We start from the raw sequence: 21,087 nt of genomic DNA on the forward strand, positions 1-21,087 counted from the left end.
TCACCAGGGGAGGGGCGCGCCGTCACGGAAGAAACCGCCGGTGGGACCGTCGTCCGGGAGGGTGGCCGCCCACACGACGCTCGCGGCACCCTCCTCGACCGGGCGGCCGCCGGGTCCGCCCATGTCGGTGGCGACCCACCCCGGGCAGACGGCGTTCACCAGGACCCCGTCGGCGCGCAGTTCGGCGGCGAGCATGCGGGTGAGCGCGTTGAGCCCCGCCTTTGTCACCGAGTAGGCGGGGGTGCCGCCGCCCATGCTCGCCAGGGACGCGGCCTCGCTGGAGACGTTCACGACACGCGGGTGTGCGCTCGCGCGCAGCAAGGGGAGCAGTGCCTGGGTCAGCCGCCAGGGACCGTACAGATTCGTCTCGGCCGCCTCGCGTACGACGCCCAGGTCGGCGGTGGTCGCCCGCTGCCAGGTGTCGTACGTGATCGCCGCGTTGTTGATCAGGACGTCGAGGGCGTCGATGTCCCGGGCGGCCGCGGTGATGTCGGCCTCGGAGGTGACGTCCAGGCGGAGGGGGCGTGCGTTCGGGCCGACATCTCGCGCCGTCTCCTCTGCGGCCCCGGCGGACCGGGCCGTCACGAGCACGGTGTGGCCCGCGGCGGCCAGCTGCCGGGCGACCTCGCGGCCGATGCCGCGGTTGGCGCCCGTGACGAGAGCGATCACCGCGGGACTCCCGGGGAAGTCCACTGGGATGTCAGGAGGGGGATCAACTGTTCTTCCTCGTATGTCAGATGGGCTTCGAGCTCGGTGGTGAGGCGCTCCACCTGGGAGAGTACGTGGCTGGGGTCCGTGTGCCGCGGATCCTGGGCGACGACCCGGCGCAGCTCTTCGAGGAGCTCGGCGATCCGCTCGTGCTCCTGGCGCAGTCGGTCCAGGGCCGGGGCGAGCGCGGGATGGCGGTCGGCGAGGAGCGGGAAGATGCCGAGCTCCTCGCCGGTGTGGTGGTTGTGGAGGCCCTGGCAGAGAGTGAGGCAGTTGACGCGGAGCTGGGCACCGAGGGAGGCGCCGGCGGTACCGGTGGCGCCGGCGGTCCTGAACTCCTCACGGATCAGGGCGAGTTCACGCCGGAACGCGTCGTGGACGACCTTCAGGCCCTCGGCCATGGAGCCGGCGTTGATGTTCGGCGGGCCGGCCGGCGGGATCGGGTGGAGGGCGACGACCGGGATCACGCGATCCGTCTTCGCCTGGTACTCCGCCCAGCCCGGGTCGGCCTCCACGGCGCGGGCGAACACGGCGTCACGTTCGGCGCGTTCGAGGACGACGGCCTCCGCCTCGTAGGTGAAGACTCCGTCCTCGACAGTCAGCCGGGGGTTCGCGAGAAGGTTGTGGAACCAGTCGGGGTGGTGGGGCGCGCCACCGGCCGACGCGATGACGAGCACTCGCTCGCCGCCGTCGGGGTAGAAGCCGACGGGGGTCGTGTGCGGCGTCCCCGTGCGCGCCCCGGTGGTCGTCAGCAGGAGCAGTCGCGCTCCCTCGAAATAGCCGCCGACGCGTCCGTTGTTGGCGCGGAATTCTTCGATGACCTGCTGATTGAAAGGGTTGGGCATTCGCTGCTTTCTTGTGTTTTCGGGCAGGGTGAATTGCCGCGGGGCGAATGAGGTGCGCAAGGGTGCGCCGCGGTGCTGAATGTCCGTGCGTGAGGGCGCGCGGTGTCTCGCACAGGGGGTGCGCGCAGGGAAGTTGTACGAGGGCGCCGTACGCGGAAGGCGTTCGCGGAAGGCGTTCGCGCAGGCCGTACGCAAGAAGCGCGCGAAGAAGGCGTACGAAGAATGCGTACGACGAATGCGTACGACGAATGCGTACGAAGAAAGTGCGGGCGGGGCTCTACCCCGCCCCGGCCTCACTCGGAGGCCGGGCAACCAACTCGCTCACGGCACAAGGCCGACCCGGCAGTCATGGGCGCAACGCTAATGCCAGGGGCGGCCTCAATGCAATGCGGTATTCCAAGCCCGAGCGATTTCGGGCATGTTTTCAGGAATCCAGGGCGGCGACGTCCAGCTCGCCGAGGCGGTCCGGGTCGGCGATGACGTCGATCGCGGTGATTCGGTCGTCTTCGGTGACGGTGAAGGTGAGGACCAGACGGAGGCGGCCGAGGGGGGCCATGGCCAGGCCGACCGTTCCGTCGAGGAGGGCGAGGCCGGTGAAGCGGGCGCGGCCGGTGGCGGCCATCGCGCCCTTGGCGACGGTGATCGCGCCGCTGACGACGACCGGTTCGGGGGTGGGGATGACGGACTTGTCGGCGTGCAGGACGACGTCCGGGTGGAGGAGGGCGACCAGCGCGTCGAGGTTTCCGCCGCGGGTGGCGGCCAGGAAGGCTTCGACGACCCGGCGCCGACGGGTGAGATCGGCCTCGGGCAGGGGGGAGGCGCCCTTGACGCGGCGCCGGGCGCGGCTCGCGAGCTGCCGTACCGCGGCCGGGGAGCGATCGAGCATCGGGCCGATCTCGTCGAAGGGCACGGTGAACATGTCGTGCAGGACGAAGGCGAGCCGCTCGGCCGGGGAGAGCGTGTCCAGGACCACCAGCAGCGCGACACCGACCGAGTCGGCGAGGACCGCCTCCTCTTCGGGGTCGCCGCCGTCCTCCGGGCTCACGGCCTGGTCGGTGAGGCGTACGTCGAGGGGTTCCTCGCGCTGCCGCTCGCGGGTGCGCAACAGGTTCAGGCACACCCGCGCCACGATCGTGGTCAGCCACCCGGCGAGGTTCTCGATGTCGTCGGTGTCGGCGCGGCGGGCCCGCAGCCAGGCTTCCTGGAGAGCGTCATCGGCTTCGCTCGCCGAGCCGAGCATCCGGTAGGCCACCGCCCGCAGATGCGTCCGGTGCTCCTCGAACCGCTCCGCCAGCCATGCACTCTCGCCCACCGTGTCACATTCCTTCCTCGCGGGGTGTCAGAGCAGTAGAACACCGAGAACCCGCTGAGGGGACAGGGATTTCGCAGGTCCGGTCCCCACCACCATGGGAGTAGTCATGACGTCCACCCTGTCGACCATCCTGGTCACCGGCGGTACCGGCACGCTCGGCAGCCTCGTCGTCCCGCTGCTGCGGGAGGCCGGCCGCGACGTACGGGTGCTGAGCCGGCACGCCCGCGAGACCGCCGACGGCGTCGAGTACGTGGCGGTCGACCTGCTCGAGGGCGAGGGGCTGGAGGGCGCGCTGGCCGGGGTCGGCACCGTCCTGCACCTCGCGGGCGGCCCCAAGGGCGACGACATCGCGACGCGGAACCTGGTGCGGGCGGCCAAGTCCGCCGGCGTACGGCACCTCGTGTACATCTCGGTCATCGGGGCGGACCGGGTCCCGCTGGCCTGGCTCAGGTCCAAGCTGGACGCCGAGCGGGCCATCGCCGAATCGGGTGTGCCCTGGACGACGCTGCGGGCGGCCCAATTCCACGAACTGACGCTGAACATGGTGCGGACGATGGCGAAGATGCCAGTCTTCCCGGTCCCGGGCGGCCTGCGCCTCCAGCCGGTCGACGCGCGCGACGTCGCGGCCCGCATCGTGGAACTCGCCCTCGGCGGCCCGGCCGGCCTGGTGCCCGACCTCGCCGGCCCCAAGGTCTACGGCCTCGGCGACCTGGCCCGCGGCTACCTCAAGGCCCGCGGCAAGCGCCGCCCGACGATGCCGGTCCGCATCCCCGGCAAGGCGGGGCGCGCCTACCGCGCGGGCGACAACCTGACGCTCGACGGCGCCGAGATCGGCAAGCGGACGTGGGAGGACTTCCTGGTGGAGCGGGTGGGCTAGGGCCTGTCGTCACATTCCCGTCGTCGCCCGCGGGGCAGACGGGAAGTTGACGACAGGCCCCAGGACCCCGTCCTGCGGATCACGCCCGGGCCGCGGCCGGGTGGGCCCAGGGATTCATATGATCACCCCATGATCGAAGGCGAGTTGGTACGGCTGCGGGCGCTGCGCGCCGATGACCTGGACGCCCATGTGCGCTGGCGCAACGACCCGGAGGTGGTGCACTGGGCGACCGGCGGCGACCCGCTCTTCGGTCCCGTCACCCGCGAGGCGGTGGCCCACTTCTACGAGTCCCGGCTGCGCGACGACCCGCGCGTGCAGGCCACGTTGACCGTGGAGGACCTGGCCGACGGCCGCGCGATCGGCATGGTCGACTACCGCGACCTCGACCCGTTCACCGGCTGCGCGACAGTCGGCATCACCATCGGCGAACGCGACCACTGGGGCGGCGGCTACGGCTCCGAGGCTCTCCACCTCCTCCTCGGCCACCTCTTCGGCCCCCTCCGTCTGCACCGCGTCGAGCTGGACACCTGGAGCGGCAACGAGCGCGCCCTCCGCGCCTTCCGGGCGGCCGGCTTCATCGAGGAGGGCCGACGGAGGGAGAGTGTGCGGGTGGGGGACGAGTGGCACGACAGGGTGCTGTTCGGCCTGCTCAAGCAGGAGTGGACGGCACACGGCAAGAGGCCTTAGCTCCCGGCGGGGGGAGTGGACGACGGCACACGGCAACAGCTCTTGGCTCCCGGCGGGAGGAGTGGACGGCACACGGCAACAGCTCGTGGCTCCCGGCGGGAGGAGTGGACGGGCGTACGGCGACGGGCCCTTGGGCCCACGACCGGATCCCCCTCATCGGTCTGCCGGCCCCGCTCGCCGTCCCGCCCCCCGGGTAGTCCCCGGCCAACTCATGCATGGACGTGGCGAGATCCACGTCCACAGCGATGAGGGCGTCTCGGTCAGGTGCCGACGTAGGCAGCGAGGTGCTCGCCGGTGAGGGTGGAGCGGGCGGCGACGAGGTCGGCGGGTGCGCCCTCGAAGACGATCTTGCCGCCGTCGTGGCCGGCGCCGGGGCCGAGGTCGATGATCCAGTCGGCGTGCGCCATGACCGCCGGGTGGTGCTCGACGACGATGACCGACTTGCCGGAGTCGACGAGCCCGTCGAGCAGGCCGAGCAGATGCTCGACGTCGGCGAGGTGCAGGCCGGCGGTCGGCTCGTCCAGGACGTAGACGCCGCCCTTCTCGGCCATGTGGGTGGCCAGCTTGAGCCGCTGCCGCTCGCCGCCGGACAGCGTGGTGAGCGGCTGACCGATGCTGAGGTAGCCGAGCCCGACGTCGGCGAGCCGCTCGAGGATGCGGTGCGCGGCCGGCGTGTGCGCCTCGCCGGGGCCGAAGAACTCCTCGGCCTCGGTCACCGACATCGCGAGCACCTCGCTGATGTCGCGGCCGCCGAGGTGGTACTCCAGCACCGATGCGTCGAACCGCTTCCCCTCGCAGTCCTCGCAGGTGGTGGCGACGCCGGCCATCATCGCCAGGTCGGTGTAGATGACGCCCGCGCCGTTGCACGTGGGGCAGGCGCCCTCGGAATTGGCGCTGAACAGCGCCGGCTTGACGCCGTTGGTCTTCGCGAACGCCTTGCGGATCGGGTCGAGCAGCCCGGTGTACGTCGCCGGGTTGCTGCGCCGGGAGCCCCTGATGGCTCCCTGGTCGACCGAGACCACGCCCGCGCCGGCCGGGATCGAGCCGTGGACGAGCGAGCTCTTGCCGGAGCCCGCCACGCCGGTGACGACGCAGAGCACCCCGAGCGGGATGTCGACGTCGACGTCCTGGAGGTTGTGGGCGGTGGCGCCGCGGATCTCCAGCGTGCCGGTGGGCTTCCGCGCCGTCTCCTTGAGCGCCGCCCGGTCGCCGAGATGGCGGCCGGTGATGGTGTCCCCGGCCCGCAGCCCCTCGACGGTGCCTTCGAAGCAGACCGTGCCGCCCGCCGTACCGGCACCGGGGCCGAGGTCGACGACGTGGTCGGCGATCGCGATCGTCTGCGGCTTGTGCTCCACGACGAGCACCGTGTTGCCCTTGTCCCGCAGCCGCAGCAGCAGGTCGTTCATCCGCTGGATGTCATGGGGGTGCAGGCCCGTGGTGGGCTCGTCGAAGACATAGGTGACGTCGGTGAGCGAAGAGCCGAGGTGGCGGATCATCTTGACGCGCTGCGCCTCTCCGCCCGAGAGCGTGCCCGACGGCCGGTCGAGCGCGAGGTAGCCGAGGCCGATCTCCACGAACGAGTCGAGGCTCTGCTGCAGCGCGGTCAGCAACGGTGCCACCGACGGCTCGTCGAGGCCCCGGACCCATTCGGCCAGGTCGCTGATCTGCATCGCGCATGCGTCGGCGATGCTGATCTTCTTGATCTTCGAAGACCGGGCTCCCTCGCTGAGCCGGGTGCCGTCGCACTCGGGGCAGGTGGTGAAGGTGACCGCGCGCTCCACGAATGCCCGGATGTGCGGCTGCATCGCCTCCTTGTCCTTGGAGAGCATCGACTTCTGGACCCGCGGGATCAGCCCCTCGTAGGTCATGTTGATGCCCGCGATCTTCATCCTGGTCGGCTCGCGGTGGAGGAAGTCGTGCAGCTCCTGCTTGGTGTACTTGCGGATCGGCTTGTCCGGGTCGACGAATCCCGACTCGCTGTAGAGACGGGAGTTCCAACCGCCCCCCGTGTAGCCGGGGACGGTGATCGCGCCCTCGGCGAGCGACTTGGAGTCGTCGTAGAGCTGGGTGAGGTCGAGGTCGGAGACCGTGCCGCGGCCCTCGCAACGCGTGCACATGCCGCCGGTGCGGTTGAAGGTCGCTTTCACGGCCTTCTTGACGCCGCGCTCGACTGTGATCGCGCCGCTCGCCCGGACCGAGGGAACGTTGAAGGCGTACGCGCTGGGCGGACCGATGTGCGGCGTGCCGAGCCGGCTGAAGAGGATGCGGAGCATCGCGTTGGCGTCGGTGGCGGTGCCGACCGTGGAGCGGGGGTCGCCGCCCATCCGCTGCTGGTCGACGCTGATCGCCGTCGTCAGCCCGTCGAGGACGTCGACCTCGGGCCGCGCCAGAGTCGGCATGAAGCCCTGCACGAAGGCGCTGTACGTCTCGTTGATCAGCCGTTGCGACTCCGCGGCGATGGTGTCGAACACCAGCGAGCTCTTGCCCGAGCCCGAGACACCGGTGAACACCGTCAGCCGGCGCTTGGGGATCTCGATGCTGACGTCCTTGAGGTTGTTCTCGCGCGCGCCGTGCACGCGGATCATCTCGTGGCTGTCGGCAACGTGCGGCGCAGGCGACTGCGTGTCGGTCCTCGGGGCCATGCTCATCGTGTCTCCATCTGTTGGGCGGGGCCGCCTTCGCGGTCTCCGTCGGCGTCGCCTGGCTCGATCCGACCAGCTTCGAGCGTACGTGTGGTTCTCCTCGGCCCGTGGAGCTTTTGCCCCTTGCCACGTGGTGCGCCCGCCAAGGCGTCGGACCGGCCGGCGGTCGTCCCGCCCATCGGCTCGTGGGGCAGCTCGTTCGTCGGTCCGGTCGGGACCGTCCGGCTCGGGGACGAGCGGGACGTCCGGAAACCGGCAGCCCGATCGCCGCGGTCGGCGATTTCACGGTAGGGGCGGCCCGGCGGCCCGCGCTTCTCGAATCCTGACCGGTCCGGTCACCTGTCTCGCCACCCAGCACGCCATTCCGGCCGTCGCGTGCGCCGTCCGGCACCGACAGGCGCCGCGCGGCACACTGGCCGGCTCGGTGAAGCGACTGCGGAAGGTGCCCAGAACCGTCTCGGGCAGCCCGGGAGCGGCCACCGCGTGGTGTGGCGCACTTTTGCAAGCAGGTGCTTGCAATTGTTAGCGGGGATGCGGCAAGGTAGAGGCATGGCATCGCTCAACGTCGGCAATCTTGGTGAGTATCTGCGGGAACAGCGGCGCAACGCGCAGCTGTCACTGCGGCAGCTCGCCGACGCCGCCGGGGTGTCCAATCCGTATCTGAGCCAGATCGAGCGCGGGCTGCGCAAGCCGAGCGCGGAGGTGCTCCAGCAGGTCGCCAAGGCGCTGCGGATCTCCGCCGAGACGCTGTACGTGCGGGCCGGCATCCTCGACGCCGAGCGGGACCGGGACGAGGTGGAGACGCGTGCCGTCATCCTCGCCGATCCCACGCTGAACGAGCGGCAGAAGCAGGTGCTGCTCCAGATCTACGAGTCCTTCCGCAAGGAGAACGGGTTCGAGATCGCCCAGGCGGGCGAGGACGTTCACGGCACCGAGGTGCACGGCACCGACGTGCGCACGGCTCAGGACATACCGGATGCCGAGCACCCGAAGGACACCGCCGTCCGCGGCCCCCGCACGGCCGACGGCAGCGATGCCGATCCGCAGCAGACCGCCAGTTGAAGACCAACACCAGCACCGCCAGAACCTCCGCAGACCGGCCGGTCACACCGCGGATCACCAAAACCCTCAGCTGAAAGCGATACGGGAGGACCATCGCCATGGCCATCACCGACGACATCCGCAAGGCCGCCACGGACCCGACCCCGCTCTACTTCCTCGCCGGCACCGCCGACCTGGCCGTCCAGCAGGCCAAGAAGGTCCCCGGCATCGTGGAGCAGATCCGCGCCGAGGCCCCCGCGCGCATCGAGACCGTCAAGAACTTCGACCCGAACGCCGCCCAGGAGAAGGCCACCGCCCGCGCCAAGGAGGCGCAGGAGACCATCCAGGCCAAGGTGACGGAGTTCATCAGCACCCTCGACGCCGACCTCAAGAAGCTCGGCAGCACCCTCGACACCGACCTGAAGAAGCTCGGTGAGTCCGCTCAGGACTTCGCCCTGCGCGGTGTCGGCGTCGCCGCCGAGTACGCCGTCAAGGCCCGGGAGACGTACGAGAAGGTCGCCGAGCATGGCGAGCAGACCGTGAAGACCTGGCGCGGCGAGGCCGCCGACGAGATCGAGGAGCTGGCCGCGGCCGTCGAGCCGAAGGCCGAGCCGGTCGAGGTCAAGGACGAGGGGAAGCCGGTCGAGGCCGCCGCGTCCGCTCAGGCGAAGAAGCCCGTCGCCAAGAAGGCCCCGGCCCGCAAGACCACCGCCAAGAAGACGACTCCGCCCGCGAAGTAGGTCGCAGGCAGTACGTCGCAAGCAGCAACCAGGCCGCTGCGCCTTCCTGAGACGGGCCGGGCACTCTCAGAGTTCCCGGCCCGTTCTCCGGGTACGGTGGCCGTAGAGACGACTCGACTCGGGCGGTGGGCATTGTGCTGATGACGGCATTCGGCGGCCTCATGTGGCTGATCTTCACAGCCATGCTGGTGCTCGCCGTGGTGGCACTGGTGATGGCCGCGGTGGCCCGCGAGGACGCCTACCGCGCGGCCGACAAGCAGAACAAGATGTTCTGGCTGATCATCCTCGGCATCACGGTGGCGGTGAATCTCCTGGTGCCGATGCTCTTCCTGCAGATCGCCGGCCTGATCGCCACCATCGTCTTCTTCGTCGACGTCCGCCCCGCCCTCCGTCAGGTGTCCGGCGGCGGCCGAGGCCGCCGTGGCGGAAGCAGCAGCGACGGCCCGTACGGTCCCTACAACGGCGGACGGTAAGGCCGACCAGGCCAACAGGCCTGACGCGTACGGCGCTTACGGCGTCCTGTCCAGCAACAGCACCGCCACGTCGTCCGCCAGCTCCCCGCCGTTGAGCTCGCGCACCTCGCTCACCGCCGCGCGCAGCAGCTCCTCGCCCTCCAGTCCCTGGGCGAGCTGGCGGCGGACCATGTCCACCATGCCGTCCTGGCCGAGCCGCTCCTTGCCCTCGCCGATGTGGCCCTCGATCAGACCGTCGGTGTACAGCATCAGGCTCCAGGCGGGGCCCAGATCCACCTGCATGCGCGGCCAGCGGGCGTGCGGCAGCAGACCGAGTGCGGGGCCGTTGTTGTCGGACGGCAGCAGTTCGGCCGGGCGGCCCGGGCGGGCGATCAGCGGGGACGGGTGGCCCGCCAGGCAGAGCCCGGCGCGGCGTCCGTCCGGTGCTATGTCCACCGTGCAGACCGTCGCGAAGATCTCGTCGCTCTCGCGCTCGTGCTCCAGGACCTGCTGGAGCGTCGAGAGCAGTTCGTCGCCGCACAGTCCCGCGAACGTCAGCGCACGCCAGGCGATGCGCAGCTCCACGCCGAGCGCCGCCTCGTCGGGCCCGTGCCCGCAGACGTCGCCGATCATCGCGTGCACGGTGCCGTCGGGCGTGCGGACGGTGTCGTAGAAGTCGCCGCCGAGCAGCGCCCGGGAGCGGCCCGGGCGGTAGCGCGCGGCGAAGCGCAGCGGGGAGCCCTCCAGGAGCGGGGTCGGCAGCAGGCCGCGCTCCAGGCGTGCGTTCTCCTGGGCGCGCAGCTTCGACTCGGTGAGCCGTCGCTCGGCCCTGTCGGAACGTTTCCTCTCCACCGCGTACCGGATCGCGCGGCTCAGCAGCCGGCCGTCCAGCTCGTCGCGGAAGAGGTAGTCCTGGGCGCCGACGCGCACCGCCTCCGCGCCGCGCTCGGCGTCCCCGGACGCGGTGAGCGCGAGGACGGCGTGCCGGGGCGCGAGCCGCAGCACGTGCTTGAGCGTGACCAGCTCCTCCTCGCTGCCGGTGGCCCGGCCGGGCGCGGGCAGCGCGAGGTCGAGCAGGATGCAGTGGACGTCGTCGGTCAGCAGCCGCTCGGCCTCGGTGAGGTTGCGGGCGGTACGGATGCGGATCGGCTTGCCGGCGGCGTCGAGCATTTCGGGCACGCTGAGCGAACCCGCCGGGTCGTCCTCGATGACCAGCAGGGTCAGGTTGGTGGCGCTGTCGAAAGGGGCCGAGGCGCGGGGCGCCGGTACTGCCCCGGCGGGGCCGCCGGTCGAGTCTCCGGATGGGCCGCCGGGTGAGAACACGGCTTGAGCCTGACCACTTTCCACGGCCGGGATCGCTCTCTGCCGCGGTACGGGTACGGGCATCGTCTGGGTTCCTTCCCTCCCCCCGAGGGCGTGGTGGGTCGAAAGTCCTCGACCCACCGACGGGGACCATAGCGTCAGCCGGTGCCGCAACGGAATGGTGTGCGGCACGACGTCCGGCAAACGGCCACCGTCATATGCCGCATCCCGTACCGCATTTGGACAGGATGTGGTTCCCCCCGGGATGACGAAGGTCACGTCCCTGGGGTTGCGCGGGGAGGGCAACCGTGCGACAGGTCACGTGGGACAGGTCACGCGGGGTGCGCCGCCGGCCGCACCTGAGGCGTCACGCGTCCGGCCGTACAACCCCCAGAATCGGCATCGAACCCGCACCCGTGATCGTCACCGTGCGCCCGGGCCGGGGCGCGTGCACGATCGCGCCGTCTCCTATGTACATCCCGACATGGCTGGCGTCGTCGAAGTAGATGACCAGATCGCCGGGGCGCATGTCCCTGATGCCGACGTGGGTGAGCTGCTTCCACTGCTCCTGCGAGGTGCGGGGAATGCCGTGCCCGGCGGACGCCCAGGCCTGTGAGGTCAGCCCCGAGCAGTCGTACGACTTCGGGCCCTCCGCTCCCCACTCGTAGGGCTTGCCGATCTGGCCGGTCGCGTACTTCACGGCCTTCTTGCCCTGCTCGGACGCCTTGCCGTTGATCTCCGCGAGGATGCCGGAGCTCAGCCAGGTGGTCTGCGCCTGGTAGGCGGCCTCCTCCTCCAGCTTCGCCAGCCGCTCCCTCTCCTTCTTCTCCAGCTGGGACTCCAGCTTCTCGGCGGCGGCGATCCGCTCCTTGATCTTCTTCTTGGCCTCGGCCTTGGTCTTGCGGTTGGCCTCCAGCTTCTTCCACTGGGCGGAGGCGTCCTTCGCGTACTGCCGCAAGTCCTGCTGTGTGCGCGTCATCTCGGCGAGCAGCCCCTTGGTCGCGTGCTCGCCCTGTCGCACGCGCCCCGCGCCGTCCAGGAACTCCTGCGGGTCGTCGCTCAGCCACAGCTGTGCCTCGGGCGGCAGCCCGCCACCCCGGTACTGCGCTCGAGCGGCGGCGCCCGCGCGGTCCTTCAACTTGTCCAGCTTCGCCTGGCCTTTGACGATCTCGCGGGCCAGATCGACGATCGCGGCGGACTGCTTCTGGGCCTTCTCCTCGGCGGCGTTGTACGCGTCCGTGGCCACCGACGCCTCGTGGTAGAGCTTGTCCAGCTTCTTGCGGACCGCTTCAAGGTCCTTGTTGCTCACGGGCGTTGGTGTCGCGGTGGGAGTCCGGGTCGGTGTCGGTGTCGGGCTTGCGTACGCCACTTGGGGTGTCGCGAGCACCGCGCAGGCACATGCGCAGGCCAGGGCCATGGCCGCCGTGGTCAGGCTCCGCTTGCCGGATCCCATTACTCAGCCCCCAAACTGATTTACCGTCAGTAACTTACGGACGCCTGGGGGATCGTGCCATGTCGACGCGCAATGCGACAGAGGTGGGCAAGAACTCCCCTCCGTCGGCCCAACTCCCCGCCCTCTCCCCTCCCACACCCCGGATTCCACAAGGCGATCTCCCCGCCTGTGTGACGAACCAGTCACGGAGATCGTTCCCCGCAGGTCAGGCCACTTCGGCCGATCGCGATCCGCGATCCGCGATCCGCGATCCGCGATCCGCGATCCGCGATCCGCGATCCGCGATCCGCGATCCGCGATCCGCGATCCGCGGTCACGCGCGCGGCGCCAACGCCTCCCAGCGCACCGTGACTTCGCCCTGCCGCCAGCGCGTCACGCCGTCCGTGACCGGCCAGTCGGCCGTCAGGTCGCGGACCGTCCGGATCCAGCGCTGCCGGGCGCCGTACGAGGCGTAGGGCGCGGCGGCCGCCCAGGCGCGGTCGAAGTCGCGCAGGAAGGCGTGCACCGGTTCGCCCGGGACATTGCGGTGGATGAGGGCCTTCGGCAGGCGTTCGGCGAGGTCGGAGGGGCGGTCCAGGGAGCCGAGGCGGGTGGCGAAGGTGACCGTGCGGGGGCCCTCCGGGCCGAGGGCGACCCATACGTGCCGGCGGCCGATCTCGTCGCAGGTGCCCTCGACGAGCAGGCCGCCCCGGGAGCCTCGGCCCGTCGGTGCGAGGCGTGCGCACAGGCGCTGCCAGACCTCGGCGACCTGGTCCTCGTCGTACTGGCGCAGCACGTTGGCCGCGCGGATGAGGGCGGGGCTGCCCTGTACCGGTACCTCGAAGCCGCCGTGTCGGAAGATAAGACCCTCGCGCTCGTACGGGCGGGCGGCGGCGACCCTGGCCGGGTCGATCTCGACGCCCACCACCTGGGCGCGGGGGGCGGCGGTGCGCAGCCGTGTCAGCAGTTCCACCGCCGTCCAGGGGGCCGCGCCGTAGCCGAGGTCGACCGCCACGGGGGTGGGGGTGCGGCGGAGTTCGGCGCCGTGCGTCGCCGCGATCCAGCGGTCCATGCGGCAGAGGCGGTTGGGGTTGGTGGTCCCGCGTGTCACGTTTCCCACGGGGCGGGAAGCTGCGCGGGCTGTCATACGTACGAGGGTATGCGTCCACATGGGAGGCACCCGGTGCCGGTGCCGAGGTCGGTGCCGAGGCCGGGGGTTTCTCGCCCCCTCCGCCCCCTGTCTGGGGGCTGCCGCACCCAGATGGGGGGCGGAGACAATCCCACGCCACCCCATCCCGCCCCGTACGGCCTCCACGCCCCCCACCCTCGAACGGTTGAGCGAGCACCGGTAATGATTCGGCAAAGAGGAAATGGAGCAGCACCCTCCGGCGTTCCCTCTCTCGGAGGGCGCAGTGCGTCCTCCGACCCGCATGCCCGCAGCAAGGAGGAACGCCAGGTGAGCCAGTACGTCAGCAGGCTCGGGCGACGCTCCCCGGCGGCGTCCGCAAGGCTCCGGCTGCACCGCAGGCCCCGTCGCGTCGCGATGCTCTCCGTGCACACTTCGCCGCTGCACCAGCCCGGCACGGGCGACGCGGGCGGGATGAACGTCTACATCGTGGAACTCGCCCAGCGCCTCGCCGCGATCAACATCGAGGTCGAGATCTTCACGCGCGCCACCACGGCCGCCCTCCCGCCGACCGTCGAGCTCGCCCCCGGCGTCCTCGTCCGGCACGTCGACGCGGGTCCCTACGAGGGACTCGCCAAGGAGGACCTGCCCGCCCAGCTGTGCGCCTTCACACACGGCGTCATGCAGGCCTGGGCCGGCCATCGCCCCGGCTACTACGACCTCGTGCACTCGCACTACTGGCTCTCCGGCCATGTCGGCTGGCTCGCCGCCGAGCGCTGGGGCGCGCCCCTGGTGCACGCGATGCACACCATGGCCAAGGTCAAGAACGCGGCGCTCGCCGAGGGCGACAACCCCGAGCCGGCCGCCCGCGTCATCGGCGAGACCCAGATCGTGCGTGCCGCCGACCGCCTCATCGCGAACACCGCGGAGGAGGCCGACGAACTCGTACGGCACTACGAGGCCGACCCCGGCAAGGTCGCCGTCGTCCATCCGGGCGTGAACCTGGACCGCTTCCGCCCGGCCGACGGCCGCGCCGCCGCCCGCGCCCGCCTCGGGCTTCCGCAGGACGCCCTGATCCCCCTCTTCGCGGGCCGCATACAGCCCCTGAAGGCCCCCGACGTGCTGCTGCGCGCCATCGCCGTCCTGCTCGACGAGCGCCCCGAGCTGCGCGGGAACATCGTCGTGCCCGTCGTGGGCGGTCCCAGCGGCAGCGGTCTCGCCAAGCCCGAGGGGCTGCAGAAGCTCGCCGCGCGGCTCGGCGTCGCCGACGTCGTACGCTTCCGGCCGCCCTGCGCCCAGGATCAGCTCGCGGACTGGTTCCGGGCGGCGTCGGTGCTGGTCATGCCCTCGTACAGCGAGTCCTTCGGGCTGGTCGCCATCGAGGCGCAGGCGGCGGGTACGCCGGTGCTCGCGGCCGAGGTGGGCGGGCTGCCGGTGGCGGTGCGCCACGAGGAGACCGGCTTCCTCGTCCCCGGGCACGATCCCGTCGACTACGCGCGCGTGCTGCGTGATTTCGCGGACGACGCGCGGCTGTCCGCCCGGATGGGTGCCGCCGCGGCGTGCCATGCGGAGCGCTTCGGCTGGGACACCGCGGCCGCGGGGACGGCGGACGTGTACACGGCGGCGATGCAGGCTCATCGGCGTCGCGTACGCTCCCACCATGGCTGATGTACAGCAGGCTGCACAGGTCATCGAGGGGGTCCTCAAGGACGCCGAACTCGAATGGGAAAGCCCCGAGCCCGGCAACTACGTGGTGAAGCTTCCCGGCACCCGGAAGCTGTCGACGACCCTCTCGCTGATCGTCGGCAGGCACTCGCTGTCGCTGAACGCGTTCGTGATCCGGCACCCGGACGAGAACCGGGAGGCGGTCCACCGCTGGCTCCTGGAGCGCAACCTCAAGCTCTACGGGGTCAGTTACGCGGTCGACTCCCTCGGGGACGTGTATCTGGTCGGCAAGTTGCCGCTGGCCGCGGTCGCGCCCGATGAGATCGACCGTCTCCTCGGCTCGGTCCTGGAAGCTGCCGACGGCTCTTTCAACACCCTCCTAGAGCTCGGTTTCGCCTCCGCGATCCGCAAGGAGTACGCCTGGCGGGTGTCCCGCGGCGAGTCGACCCGCAATCTGGACGCGTTCACTCACCTGACCCAGCGTCCCGCCAACTGACCTCCCTCCGCTACTGATTAGCCGTTGCGCACCCTCTTCCCTGCCTGCGGCCCCCGTGGCATGCTCACCGCCGACGCAGATCTGAACGTCGTTCACATCCATGGAAGACAATGGAAGGCGGACGGGTATGAGCACGGGCAGGGGCACGGGCGGGGGTACGGGGATGAGCAACGGGCATTCGGGCATCACCAGACGGCGCCTGCTCGGCAGCGCCACAGCCGTGGCGGCCGTCGCCGTGACCGGCGGAACGACGACGGCCGCCGCATCACCCGTACAAGGTGCACAACAGGGACAAGTCCCGGCCCTCTGGCACGAGTTCACCCGCACCCCCTTCACCCACCCGCAGATCCCGTACATCGGCAGGTCCGGCCGCGGTGGCGGGGCGGCGCGCCTCCCTCGCCGCCCCGTGGTGGCCGACGTACGCGACTACGGCGCCGTGGCGGACGACGGCACGACGGACTGCGCCCCCGCGATCAACCGTGCCATCGCTGCTGCCGGAAGGGCCGGCGGTGGCACGGTTCTCATCCCGCCCGGCACCTTCCGCATCGACGACCTGATCCGCATCGGGCATGCGAACGTCGTGCTGCGCGGCGCAGGCAGCGACCGTACGAAGCTGTACGCGACCAAGAACCTCACCGAGCTGATCGGCGTCTACGGATCCCGTTACGGCGGCGACAAGTCGTCCTGGTCCTGGGCGGGCGGGCTCGTCTGGCTCTGTCCGGCGGACCGCTTCGCGACGCTGACGACCGCCATCAAGGCCAAGGCGTGGCCCTTCGAGGGCTGGACCGGCAACAAGCGCGACGAGTGGGAGACGCTGACGACGGTCGCGCCCGCGCGTCAGGGCTCCTGGACGGTGACGGTCGCGGACGCCGAGAAGCTGCGGCCCGGCGCGCTCGTCCTCCTCCGCCTCGCCGACGACACCGGCCACACGCTCCTGGAGCACATGGCGGGCGGCGGTCCGGGCCCCGAGGCGTACTACTGGGACGACAAGACGAAACTGACGTCGTACGTCCCCTACGAGTGGCCCGTCCGCATCGCGCACGTCCGCGGCCGCAAGGTCACCCTCGAACGCCCCCTCCCGCTCGACGTACGCCCCGAATGGGATCCCCGCCTGACCACCCACGTCCAGGAGTTGACCGGCTCGGGCGTCGAGGGCCTCACCCTGGAAGTGGTCGAGACGCCCCAGTCCCCGCACCTCCTCGACAAGGGCTACAACGGGGTCGTGTTCCAGTGTGCGTACGACTGCTGGGCCGACGACATCGTCGTACGTCATGTGGACAACGGATTCGGTCTTGTCGCGGCCTCCGCCTGCACCCTGCGCCGTACGAAGGTCGCGGGCCGCGGCTCGCACCACCCCTACTTCTGCCGCGAGGGCTCGCACGACAACCTCATCGAGGACTTCACGATCGAGCAGCGCACGGTGCCGGCCCCCGCCGGAACCCAACTCCACGGCATCAACGTCGAGGGCCTGTCCTCCTACAACGTCTGGTCGCGCGGCGACATGCAGATGGGCACATTCGACTCCCACCGTGGCCTGCCCTTCGCCAACGTCCGCACGGACATCACCGTTCACAACAACGGCCGTCACGGCGGAGACGCCAGCGCGGGGCCCCTCCTCGGCGCCCGCTTCACGCACTGGAACATCCGGGTGACCAACGGCCGCGCGGGCCTGATGAAGATCGACGGCCTCGCGCCCTACTCCGCCACCGTCGGCGTCAACGAGGTGACGGAGTTCGACCAGATCGACGTACCCGACTTCACCGGAGACCTGCACTCCCGCCTGGAGCTGTACGGCACCACGGACGTCGTACGCCCGCGCAACCTGTACGACGCTCAGCGCGAGCTGGAGCGGTAGCGACCGGGGGAGACTCCCACCAACCGCCGGAAGTGGCGCGTCAGATGGGACTGGTCGTAGAAGCCGGTCGCGGTGGCCACCTCGGCCGGTCTTCCGCCCTCCAGGAGGAGCCGGCGGGCGCGGTCGACGCGGCGGGACATCAGGTACTGGTGCGGGGCGATGCCGTACGCGCCACTGAACGCCCGCACCAGGTGGGCGGGATGGGCGTGCACGAGCGCGGCCGCCTCGTCGAGGGCGATGCCCTGGACGAGGCGCTCGTCGAGGAGTTCGCGCAGGCGGTGGGCGAGCGGGCGGTCGGGCCGCGGCTCCTCGACGAGCCTCGGCCGCAGGTGCCCCCGCAGCCGCTCGGCGATCAGGGTCAGCCTGCTCTCGGCCTCCCACTCGTCCCCGGGGTGCGCCAGCGCCCGGTGCAACTGCCCGACGCGGCGCCGCAGCACGGGATCCACCAGGTCGGGACCGTCCACCGCCGGCCCGATGAGGCTCTCGTCGAGCCGGCTCAGGTCGAGGTACAGGACCCGCTTGCGAAAGCCGTGCTCGGTGACCGGTGAACCGTTGTGCGGGACGTGCGGCGGCAGCAGCGACACCGTGTCGTGCGGAGTGCCGTGCTCATGCCGGTCGAGGTCGTACCGTACGGCGCCGTCGTCGACGATCAGCAGCGTCCACGCCTCGTGCACGTGCATGGGATACGCGTACTCGGTGTAGTGGGCGTGGAAGACCTCCACGACACCCGGAACGTGCGGGCGCCACGCGGTGATCTCCCGCTGAGGGGCCGGATGGGCCTGAGGGGCCATGCAAAGAACGTACAAGACGACCTCCTACGGCGTTCGAGAGTCTCGACGTATGAGCACCTCGACCCCTGAACCCATCCGCTTCGACACCAAGATCGCCGTACTGCTGCGGGACGACCTCGAGCCCTGGCAGCGACTCAATGTGACCGCTTTCCTGGTCAGCGGGCTCGGGACGGTCCTCCCGGAGGTGATCGGCGAGCCGTACGAGGACGCCGACGGCACGCCGTATCTGCCGATGTTCCGCCAGCCCGTGCTGATCTTCGAGGGCTCGAAGGAGACCTTGACCGCCGCGCACGGCCGCGCACTGTCCCGGGCGCTGCCGCGCGCGGTCTTCACGTCCGATCTGTTCGCCACGGGCAATGACCGTGACAACCGGGCGGCCGTACGGGCCGTGCCGACGGGGGAACTGGATCTGGTCGGGCTCGCGGTGTACGGGCCGCGGAACGCGGTGGACAAGGTGCTGAAGGGTGCGCGGATGCATCCCTAGGGGGTGGCGGTGCCGACCTCGGCGTTCGCGGAGGCTGAGGCGGTGGCGGTGGCGGTGGCGGTGGCGGTGGCGGTGGACGGCGTGGTGGCAGGCGTCGGCTCCTCGGCCGGAAGCCGGCGCATCAGCATCCCGTAGCCGAGCCCCGCCGCCGTGCCGACCACCGCGCACAGCCCCCACAGCCACTCCGCGCCGAACCGGTCGATGACCAGGCCGGACATCAGAGGCGCGATGAGCGCGGCGAGCGACCAGGACAGGGTGTACATGCCCTGGTAGCGGCCGCGGCCCTGCACGGGGGAGAGGCGGACGACCAGGCCCGTCTGAGTGGGTGCGTTGACGATCTCGGCCAGGGTCCACACGCAGACGGTGAGGGCGAAGACGCCGACCGAGCCCGCGAAGGCGGTCAGCCCGAAGCCGTATCCGGCGAGCAGCGACGAAAGGACCAGCAGCCGTCTCGGGTCCCGGTGCTCGATGAAACGGGTGACCGGGATCTGGAGCGCGACGATGAGGACGCCGTTGACGGCGATCGCCATGCCGTAGTCGGCCGGGGTGAAGCCCGCCTCGCCCATCGCGACCGGAAGTCCGACCGACCCTTGCTGGAAGACGAGCGCGACGAGGAAGGACAGTCCGACGACGCTCATGAAGCGGCCGTCACGCAGGACGGTGCCGAGGCCGACGACGGGTTCGGAGGCGGCCTTGGCCGTGAGGGACGGCCTGGACTCGGGCAGCTTCGCGAAGACGACGAGCGCGCAGACGAGGGTCATGCCGGCCTCGATGAGGAACCCGGCGAGATAGCTGAACTCGGCGATGAAACCGGCGGCCATGGAGGAGACGGCGAAGCCGAGGTTGATGGCCCAGTAGTTGAGGGAGAAGGCGCGGACGCGGTCCTCGGGCCGGACGATGTCGGCCATCATCGCCTGCACGGCGGGCCGCGAGGCGTTCGAGGCCATACCCACCAGGAAGGCGACCGCGGCGATCGCCACCGGGTGGTGCATGAAGCCGAGCAGCGCGACCGAGGCGGCCGTCGACAGTTGCGCGATGAGCAGGGTGGGCCGCCGCCCGAGTCGGTCGGTCATCACACCGGCCGCGAGCGAGGAGACGACACCGCCGAGTCCGTGCAAGGACGCCACCAGGCCGGCGTACGAGGCGGAGTACCCGCGGTCGAGCGTCAGGTACAACGCCATGAAAGTGGCGACAAACGCCCCGAGCCGGTTGACCAGGGTGCTGGTCCACAGCCACCAGAACTCGCGGGGGAGCCCCGAGACGGTCTCTCGGGCGGCGCGTCTCATGACGGCGAGTGGCATGGCTGGTCCCCCACGGGTGTCTTGCTGCCTTACGGGTGTAAGTGGCTGAGGCGGCGAGCACAACTTACGAGCCGGGGAGGCCGGGGAGCCACTCAATTAACAGAAGCCGTCAACCGACGGACTTCCAGGGGGGCAAGTGTCCGGCTTCCGGGCAGGCGAGCGAGGGGACGAAGGCTTCCATTACGCTCGGGCGTATGGCCGACGCACCGTACAAGCTGATCCTCCTCCGCCACGGCGAGAGCGAATGGAACGCGAAGAACCTGTTCACCGGTTGGGTGGACGTCAATCTCAACGAGAAGGGCGAGAAGGAGGCAGTCCGCGGCGGTGAGCTGCTCAAGGACGCCGGCCTGCTGCCCGACGTGGTCCACACCTCGCTCCAGAAGCGCGCGATCCGCACCGCGCAGCTCGCGCTGGAATCCGCGGACCGTCACTGGATCCCCGTCCACCGCTCGTGGCGCCTGAACGAGCGCCACTACGGTGCCCTGCAGGGCAAGGACAAGGCGCAGACGCTCGCCGAGTTCGGCGAGGAGCAGTTCATGCTGTGGCGCCGCTCGTACGACACCCCGCCCCCGCCCCTTGAGGACGGCACGGAGTTCTCCCAGTCCGACGACCCGCGCTACGCCTCCATCCCGCCGGAGCTGCGCCCCCGCACGGAGTGCCTGAAGGACGTCGTCGTCCGCATGCTCCCGTACTGGTACGACGGCATCGTCCCCGACCTCCTCGCCGGCCGCACGGTCCTGGTCGCGGCCCACGGCAATTCGCTGCGCGCCCTGGTCAAGCACCTCGACGGCATCTCCGACGCCGACATCGCGGGCCTGAACATCCCCACCGGCATCCCCCTCTTCTACGACCTCGACGCCGACTTCAAGCCCCTCAACCCGGGCGGCACCTACCTCGACCCGGAGGCCGCGGCGGCCGCCATCGAGGCGGTCAAGAACCAGGGCAAGAAGAAGTAAGACGGACTGATCAAGCCCCCTACCTGCGGGTTCTCCGCTGGTAGGGGGCTTGTTGTTGTGTCTGGGCCGTCTCTGGGCCGTCGGGACTAGAAGAGGCGAACGATCACGCGGACGGAAATCAGGAACGCCATCGGAAGGACGGCAACCGGGGTAACCCCCGACCACATGCTGAGAGCGGCCCCGCCCCCACCGACGAGGCCGAACGGCAGTTCCCGGGGGGTGAGCTCGATGCGCAGGCTGCGTCGTGGCACCATGGACTTCTCCATGCGGGTCATGAATTCTCCAGTGCTAGGGGCAATGAATGTGCCGATGGAGAGGAGAGGTCGCTCCTGCATGAGCGGCCTCTCCGTTTATTTCGGCAACAGGACTTTACTG

20 protein-coding genes are annotated in these 21,087 nt (G+C 70.5%); 10 read left to right on the top strand and 10 right to left on the bottom strand.

Translation table 11 applies throughout. From position 1 onward, the window contains the following. The 3 genes from IEY95_RS12775 to IEY95_RS12785 form a co-directional block, all read right to left on the bottom strand. Positions 1–669: an SDR family oxidoreductase gene (locus IEY95_RS12775; RefSeq protein WP_189186102.1), complete on the bottom strand. Its 669-nt coding sequence runs from the start codon at positions 667–669 to the stop codon at positions 1–3. Continuing rightward, positions 666–1,553: a nitroreductase/quinone reductase family protein gene (locus tag IEY95_RS12780; protein ID WP_189186103.1), complete on the bottom strand. Its 888-nt coding sequence runs from the start codon at positions 1,551–1,553 to the stop codon at positions 666–668. Before IEY95_RS12780 ends, IEY95_RS12775 begins: the two co-directional genes overlap by 4 nt. Positions 1,554–1,977: 424 nt before the next feature. Next, the gene (locus IEY95_RS12785; protein WP_189186104.1) at positions 1,978–2,865 is read right to left on the bottom strand and encodes a sigma-70 family RNA polymerase sigma factor; all 888 of its coding nucleotides are present in this window, start codon (positions 2,863–2,865) and stop codon (positions 1,978–1,980) included. Between the two features lie 106 nt (positions 2,866–2,971). Here IEY95_RS12785 and IEY95_RS12790 point away from each other — a divergent pair, with 106 nt between their 5' ends. Then, positions 2,972–3,742 carry an SDR family oxidoreductase gene (locus tag IEY95_RS12790; RefSeq protein ID WP_189186105.1) on the top strand — a complete coding sequence of 257 codons (771 nt, stop codon included), beginning with the start codon at positions 2,972–2,974 and terminating at the stop codon, positions 3,740–3,742. Between the two features lie 129 nt (positions 3,743–3,871). Beyond that, positions 3,872–4,429 carry a GNAT family N-acetyltransferase gene (locus tag IEY95_RS12795; RefSeq protein ID WP_189186106.1) on the top strand — a complete coding sequence of 186 codons (558 nt, stop codon included), beginning with the start codon at positions 3,872–3,874 and terminating at the stop codon, positions 4,427–4,429. Positions 4,430–4,689: 260 nt separating this feature from the next. On the opposite strand, the gene IEY95_RS12800 is transcribed toward IEY95_RS12795, so the two are convergent. Further along, positions 4,690–7,077 carry an ATP-binding cassette domain-containing protein gene (locus tag IEY95_RS12800; protein WP_189186107.1) on the bottom strand — a complete coding sequence of 796 codons (2,388 nt, stop codon included), beginning with the start codon at positions 7,075–7,077 and terminating at the stop codon, positions 4,690–4,692. Positions 7,078–7,620: 543 nt separating this feature from the next. On the opposite strand from IEY95_RS12800, the gene IEY95_RS12805 reads away from it, so the two are divergent. From IEY95_RS12805 to IEY95_RS12815, 3 genes are all read left to right on the top strand, one after another. Next, positions 7,621–8,133, top strand: a complete 513-nt coding sequence (locus tag IEY95_RS12805; RefSeq protein WP_189186108.1) for a helix-turn-helix domain-containing protein — start codon at positions 7,621–7,623, stop codon at positions 8,131–8,133. Between the two features lie 98 nt (positions 8,134–8,231). After that, positions 8,232–8,852, top strand: coding sequence for a hypothetical protein (locus IEY95_RS12810; protein WP_189186109.1), 621 nt, complete (start codon positions 8,232–8,234; stop codon positions 8,850–8,852). Positions 8,853–8,986: 134 nt separating this feature from the next. Continuing rightward, a complete protein-coding gene (locus tag IEY95_RS12815; RefSeq protein ID WP_189186484.1) occupies positions 8,987–9,325 on the top strand; it encodes a DUF2516 family protein in 339 nt (112 codons plus the stop codon). A 36-nt stretch (positions 9,326–9,361) separates the two neighbouring features. Here the strand turns inward: IEY95_RS12815 and IEY95_RS12820 are convergent, their stop codons facing one another. The 3 genes from IEY95_RS12820 to IEY95_RS12830 form a co-directional block, all read right to left on the bottom strand. After that, entirely contained in the window at positions 9,362–10,690 is a 1,329-nt protein-coding gene (locus IEY95_RS12820; protein WP_189186110.1) for a PP2C family protein-serine/threonine phosphatase, read from the bottom strand. 283 nt (positions 10,691–10,973) lie between these two features. After that, positions 10,974–12,059, bottom strand: coding sequence for a C40 family peptidase (locus IEY95_RS12825; protein ID WP_189186111.1), 1,086 nt, complete (start codon positions 12,057–12,059; stop codon positions 10,974–10,976). A gap of 313 nt (positions 12,060–12,372) precedes the next feature. Then, complete coding sequence (locus tag IEY95_RS12830) at positions 12,373–13,185, bottom strand: class I SAM-dependent methyltransferase (RefSeq protein WP_189186112.1); 813 nt, start codon at positions 13,183–13,185, stop codon at positions 12,373–12,375. 309 nt (positions 13,186–13,494) lie between these two features. Here IEY95_RS12830 and mshA point away from each other — a divergent pair, with 309 nt between their 5' ends. From mshA to IEY95_RS12845, 3 genes are all read left to right on the top strand, one after another. Further along, positions 13,495–14,832 (top strand): D-inositol-3-phosphate glycosyltransferase, encoded by a 1,338-nt coding sequence (mshA, locus tag IEY95_RS12835; protein ID WP_189186113.1) that lies wholly within the window; start codon positions 13,495–13,497, stop codon positions 14,830–14,832. Continuing rightward, positions 14,825–15,325, top strand: a complete 501-nt coding sequence (locus IEY95_RS12840; RefSeq protein ID WP_189186114.1) for a type III secretion system chaperone family protein — start codon at positions 14,825–14,827, stop codon at positions 15,323–15,325. The genes mshA and IEY95_RS12840 overlap by 8 nt, the downstream gene beginning before the upstream one ends. A gap of 127 nt (positions 15,326–15,452) precedes the next feature. After that, on the top strand, positions 15,453–17,180 hold the full coding sequence (locus tag IEY95_RS12845) for a glycosyl hydrolase family 28-related protein (RefSeq protein ID WP_373294464.1): 1,728 nt from the start codon (positions 15,453–15,455) through the stop codon (positions 17,178–17,180). Here the strand turns inward: IEY95_RS12845 and IEY95_RS12850 are convergent. Continuing rightward, positions 17,159–17,971 carry a helix-turn-helix transcriptional regulator gene (locus IEY95_RS12850; protein ID WP_189186115.1) on the bottom strand — a complete coding sequence of 271 codons (813 nt, stop codon included), beginning with the start codon at positions 17,969–17,971 and terminating at the stop codon, positions 17,159–17,161. The two genes, IEY95_RS12845 and IEY95_RS12850, sit on opposite strands and share 22 nt — an antisense overlap. A gap of 49 nt (positions 17,972–18,020) precedes the next feature. On the opposite strand from IEY95_RS12850, the gene IEY95_RS12855 reads away from it, so the two are divergent. Next, positions 18,021–18,455, top strand: a complete 435-nt coding sequence (locus tag IEY95_RS12855) for a DUF2000 domain-containing protein (protein ID WP_229702860.1) — start codon at positions 18,021–18,023, stop codon at positions 18,453–18,455. Here the strand turns inward: IEY95_RS12855 and IEY95_RS12860 are convergent. Then, positions 18,452–19,756 (bottom strand): MDR family MFS transporter, encoded by a 1,305-nt coding sequence (locus IEY95_RS12860; RefSeq protein ID WP_229702862.1) that lies wholly within the window; start codon positions 19,754–19,756, stop codon positions 18,452–18,454. The two genes, IEY95_RS12855 and IEY95_RS12860, sit on opposite strands and share 4 nt — an antisense overlap. Positions 19,757–19,950: 194 nt before the next feature. Here IEY95_RS12860 and IEY95_RS12865 point away from each other — a divergent pair, with 194 nt between their 5' ends. Then, the gene (locus tag IEY95_RS12865) at positions 19,951–20,712 is read left to right on the top strand and encodes a phosphoglyceromutase (RefSeq protein WP_189186117.1); all 762 of its coding nucleotides are present in this window, start codon (positions 19,951–19,953) and stop codon (positions 20,710–20,712) included. Between the two features lie 86 nt (positions 20,713–20,798). Here the strand turns inward: IEY95_RS12865 and IEY95_RS12870 are convergent, their stop codons facing one another. Beyond that, positions 20,799–20,987, bottom strand: a complete 189-nt coding sequence (locus tag IEY95_RS12870) for a hypothetical protein (RefSeq protein WP_189186118.1) — start codon at positions 20,985–20,987, stop codon at positions 20,799–20,801. Positions 20,988–21,087 lie beyond the last annotated feature (100 nt).

Source organism: Streptomyces albiflavescens (genome assembly GCF_014645835.1).
GTDB lineage: Bacteria > Actinomycetota > Actinomycetes > Streptomycetales > Streptomycetaceae > Streptomyces > Streptomyces albiflavescens.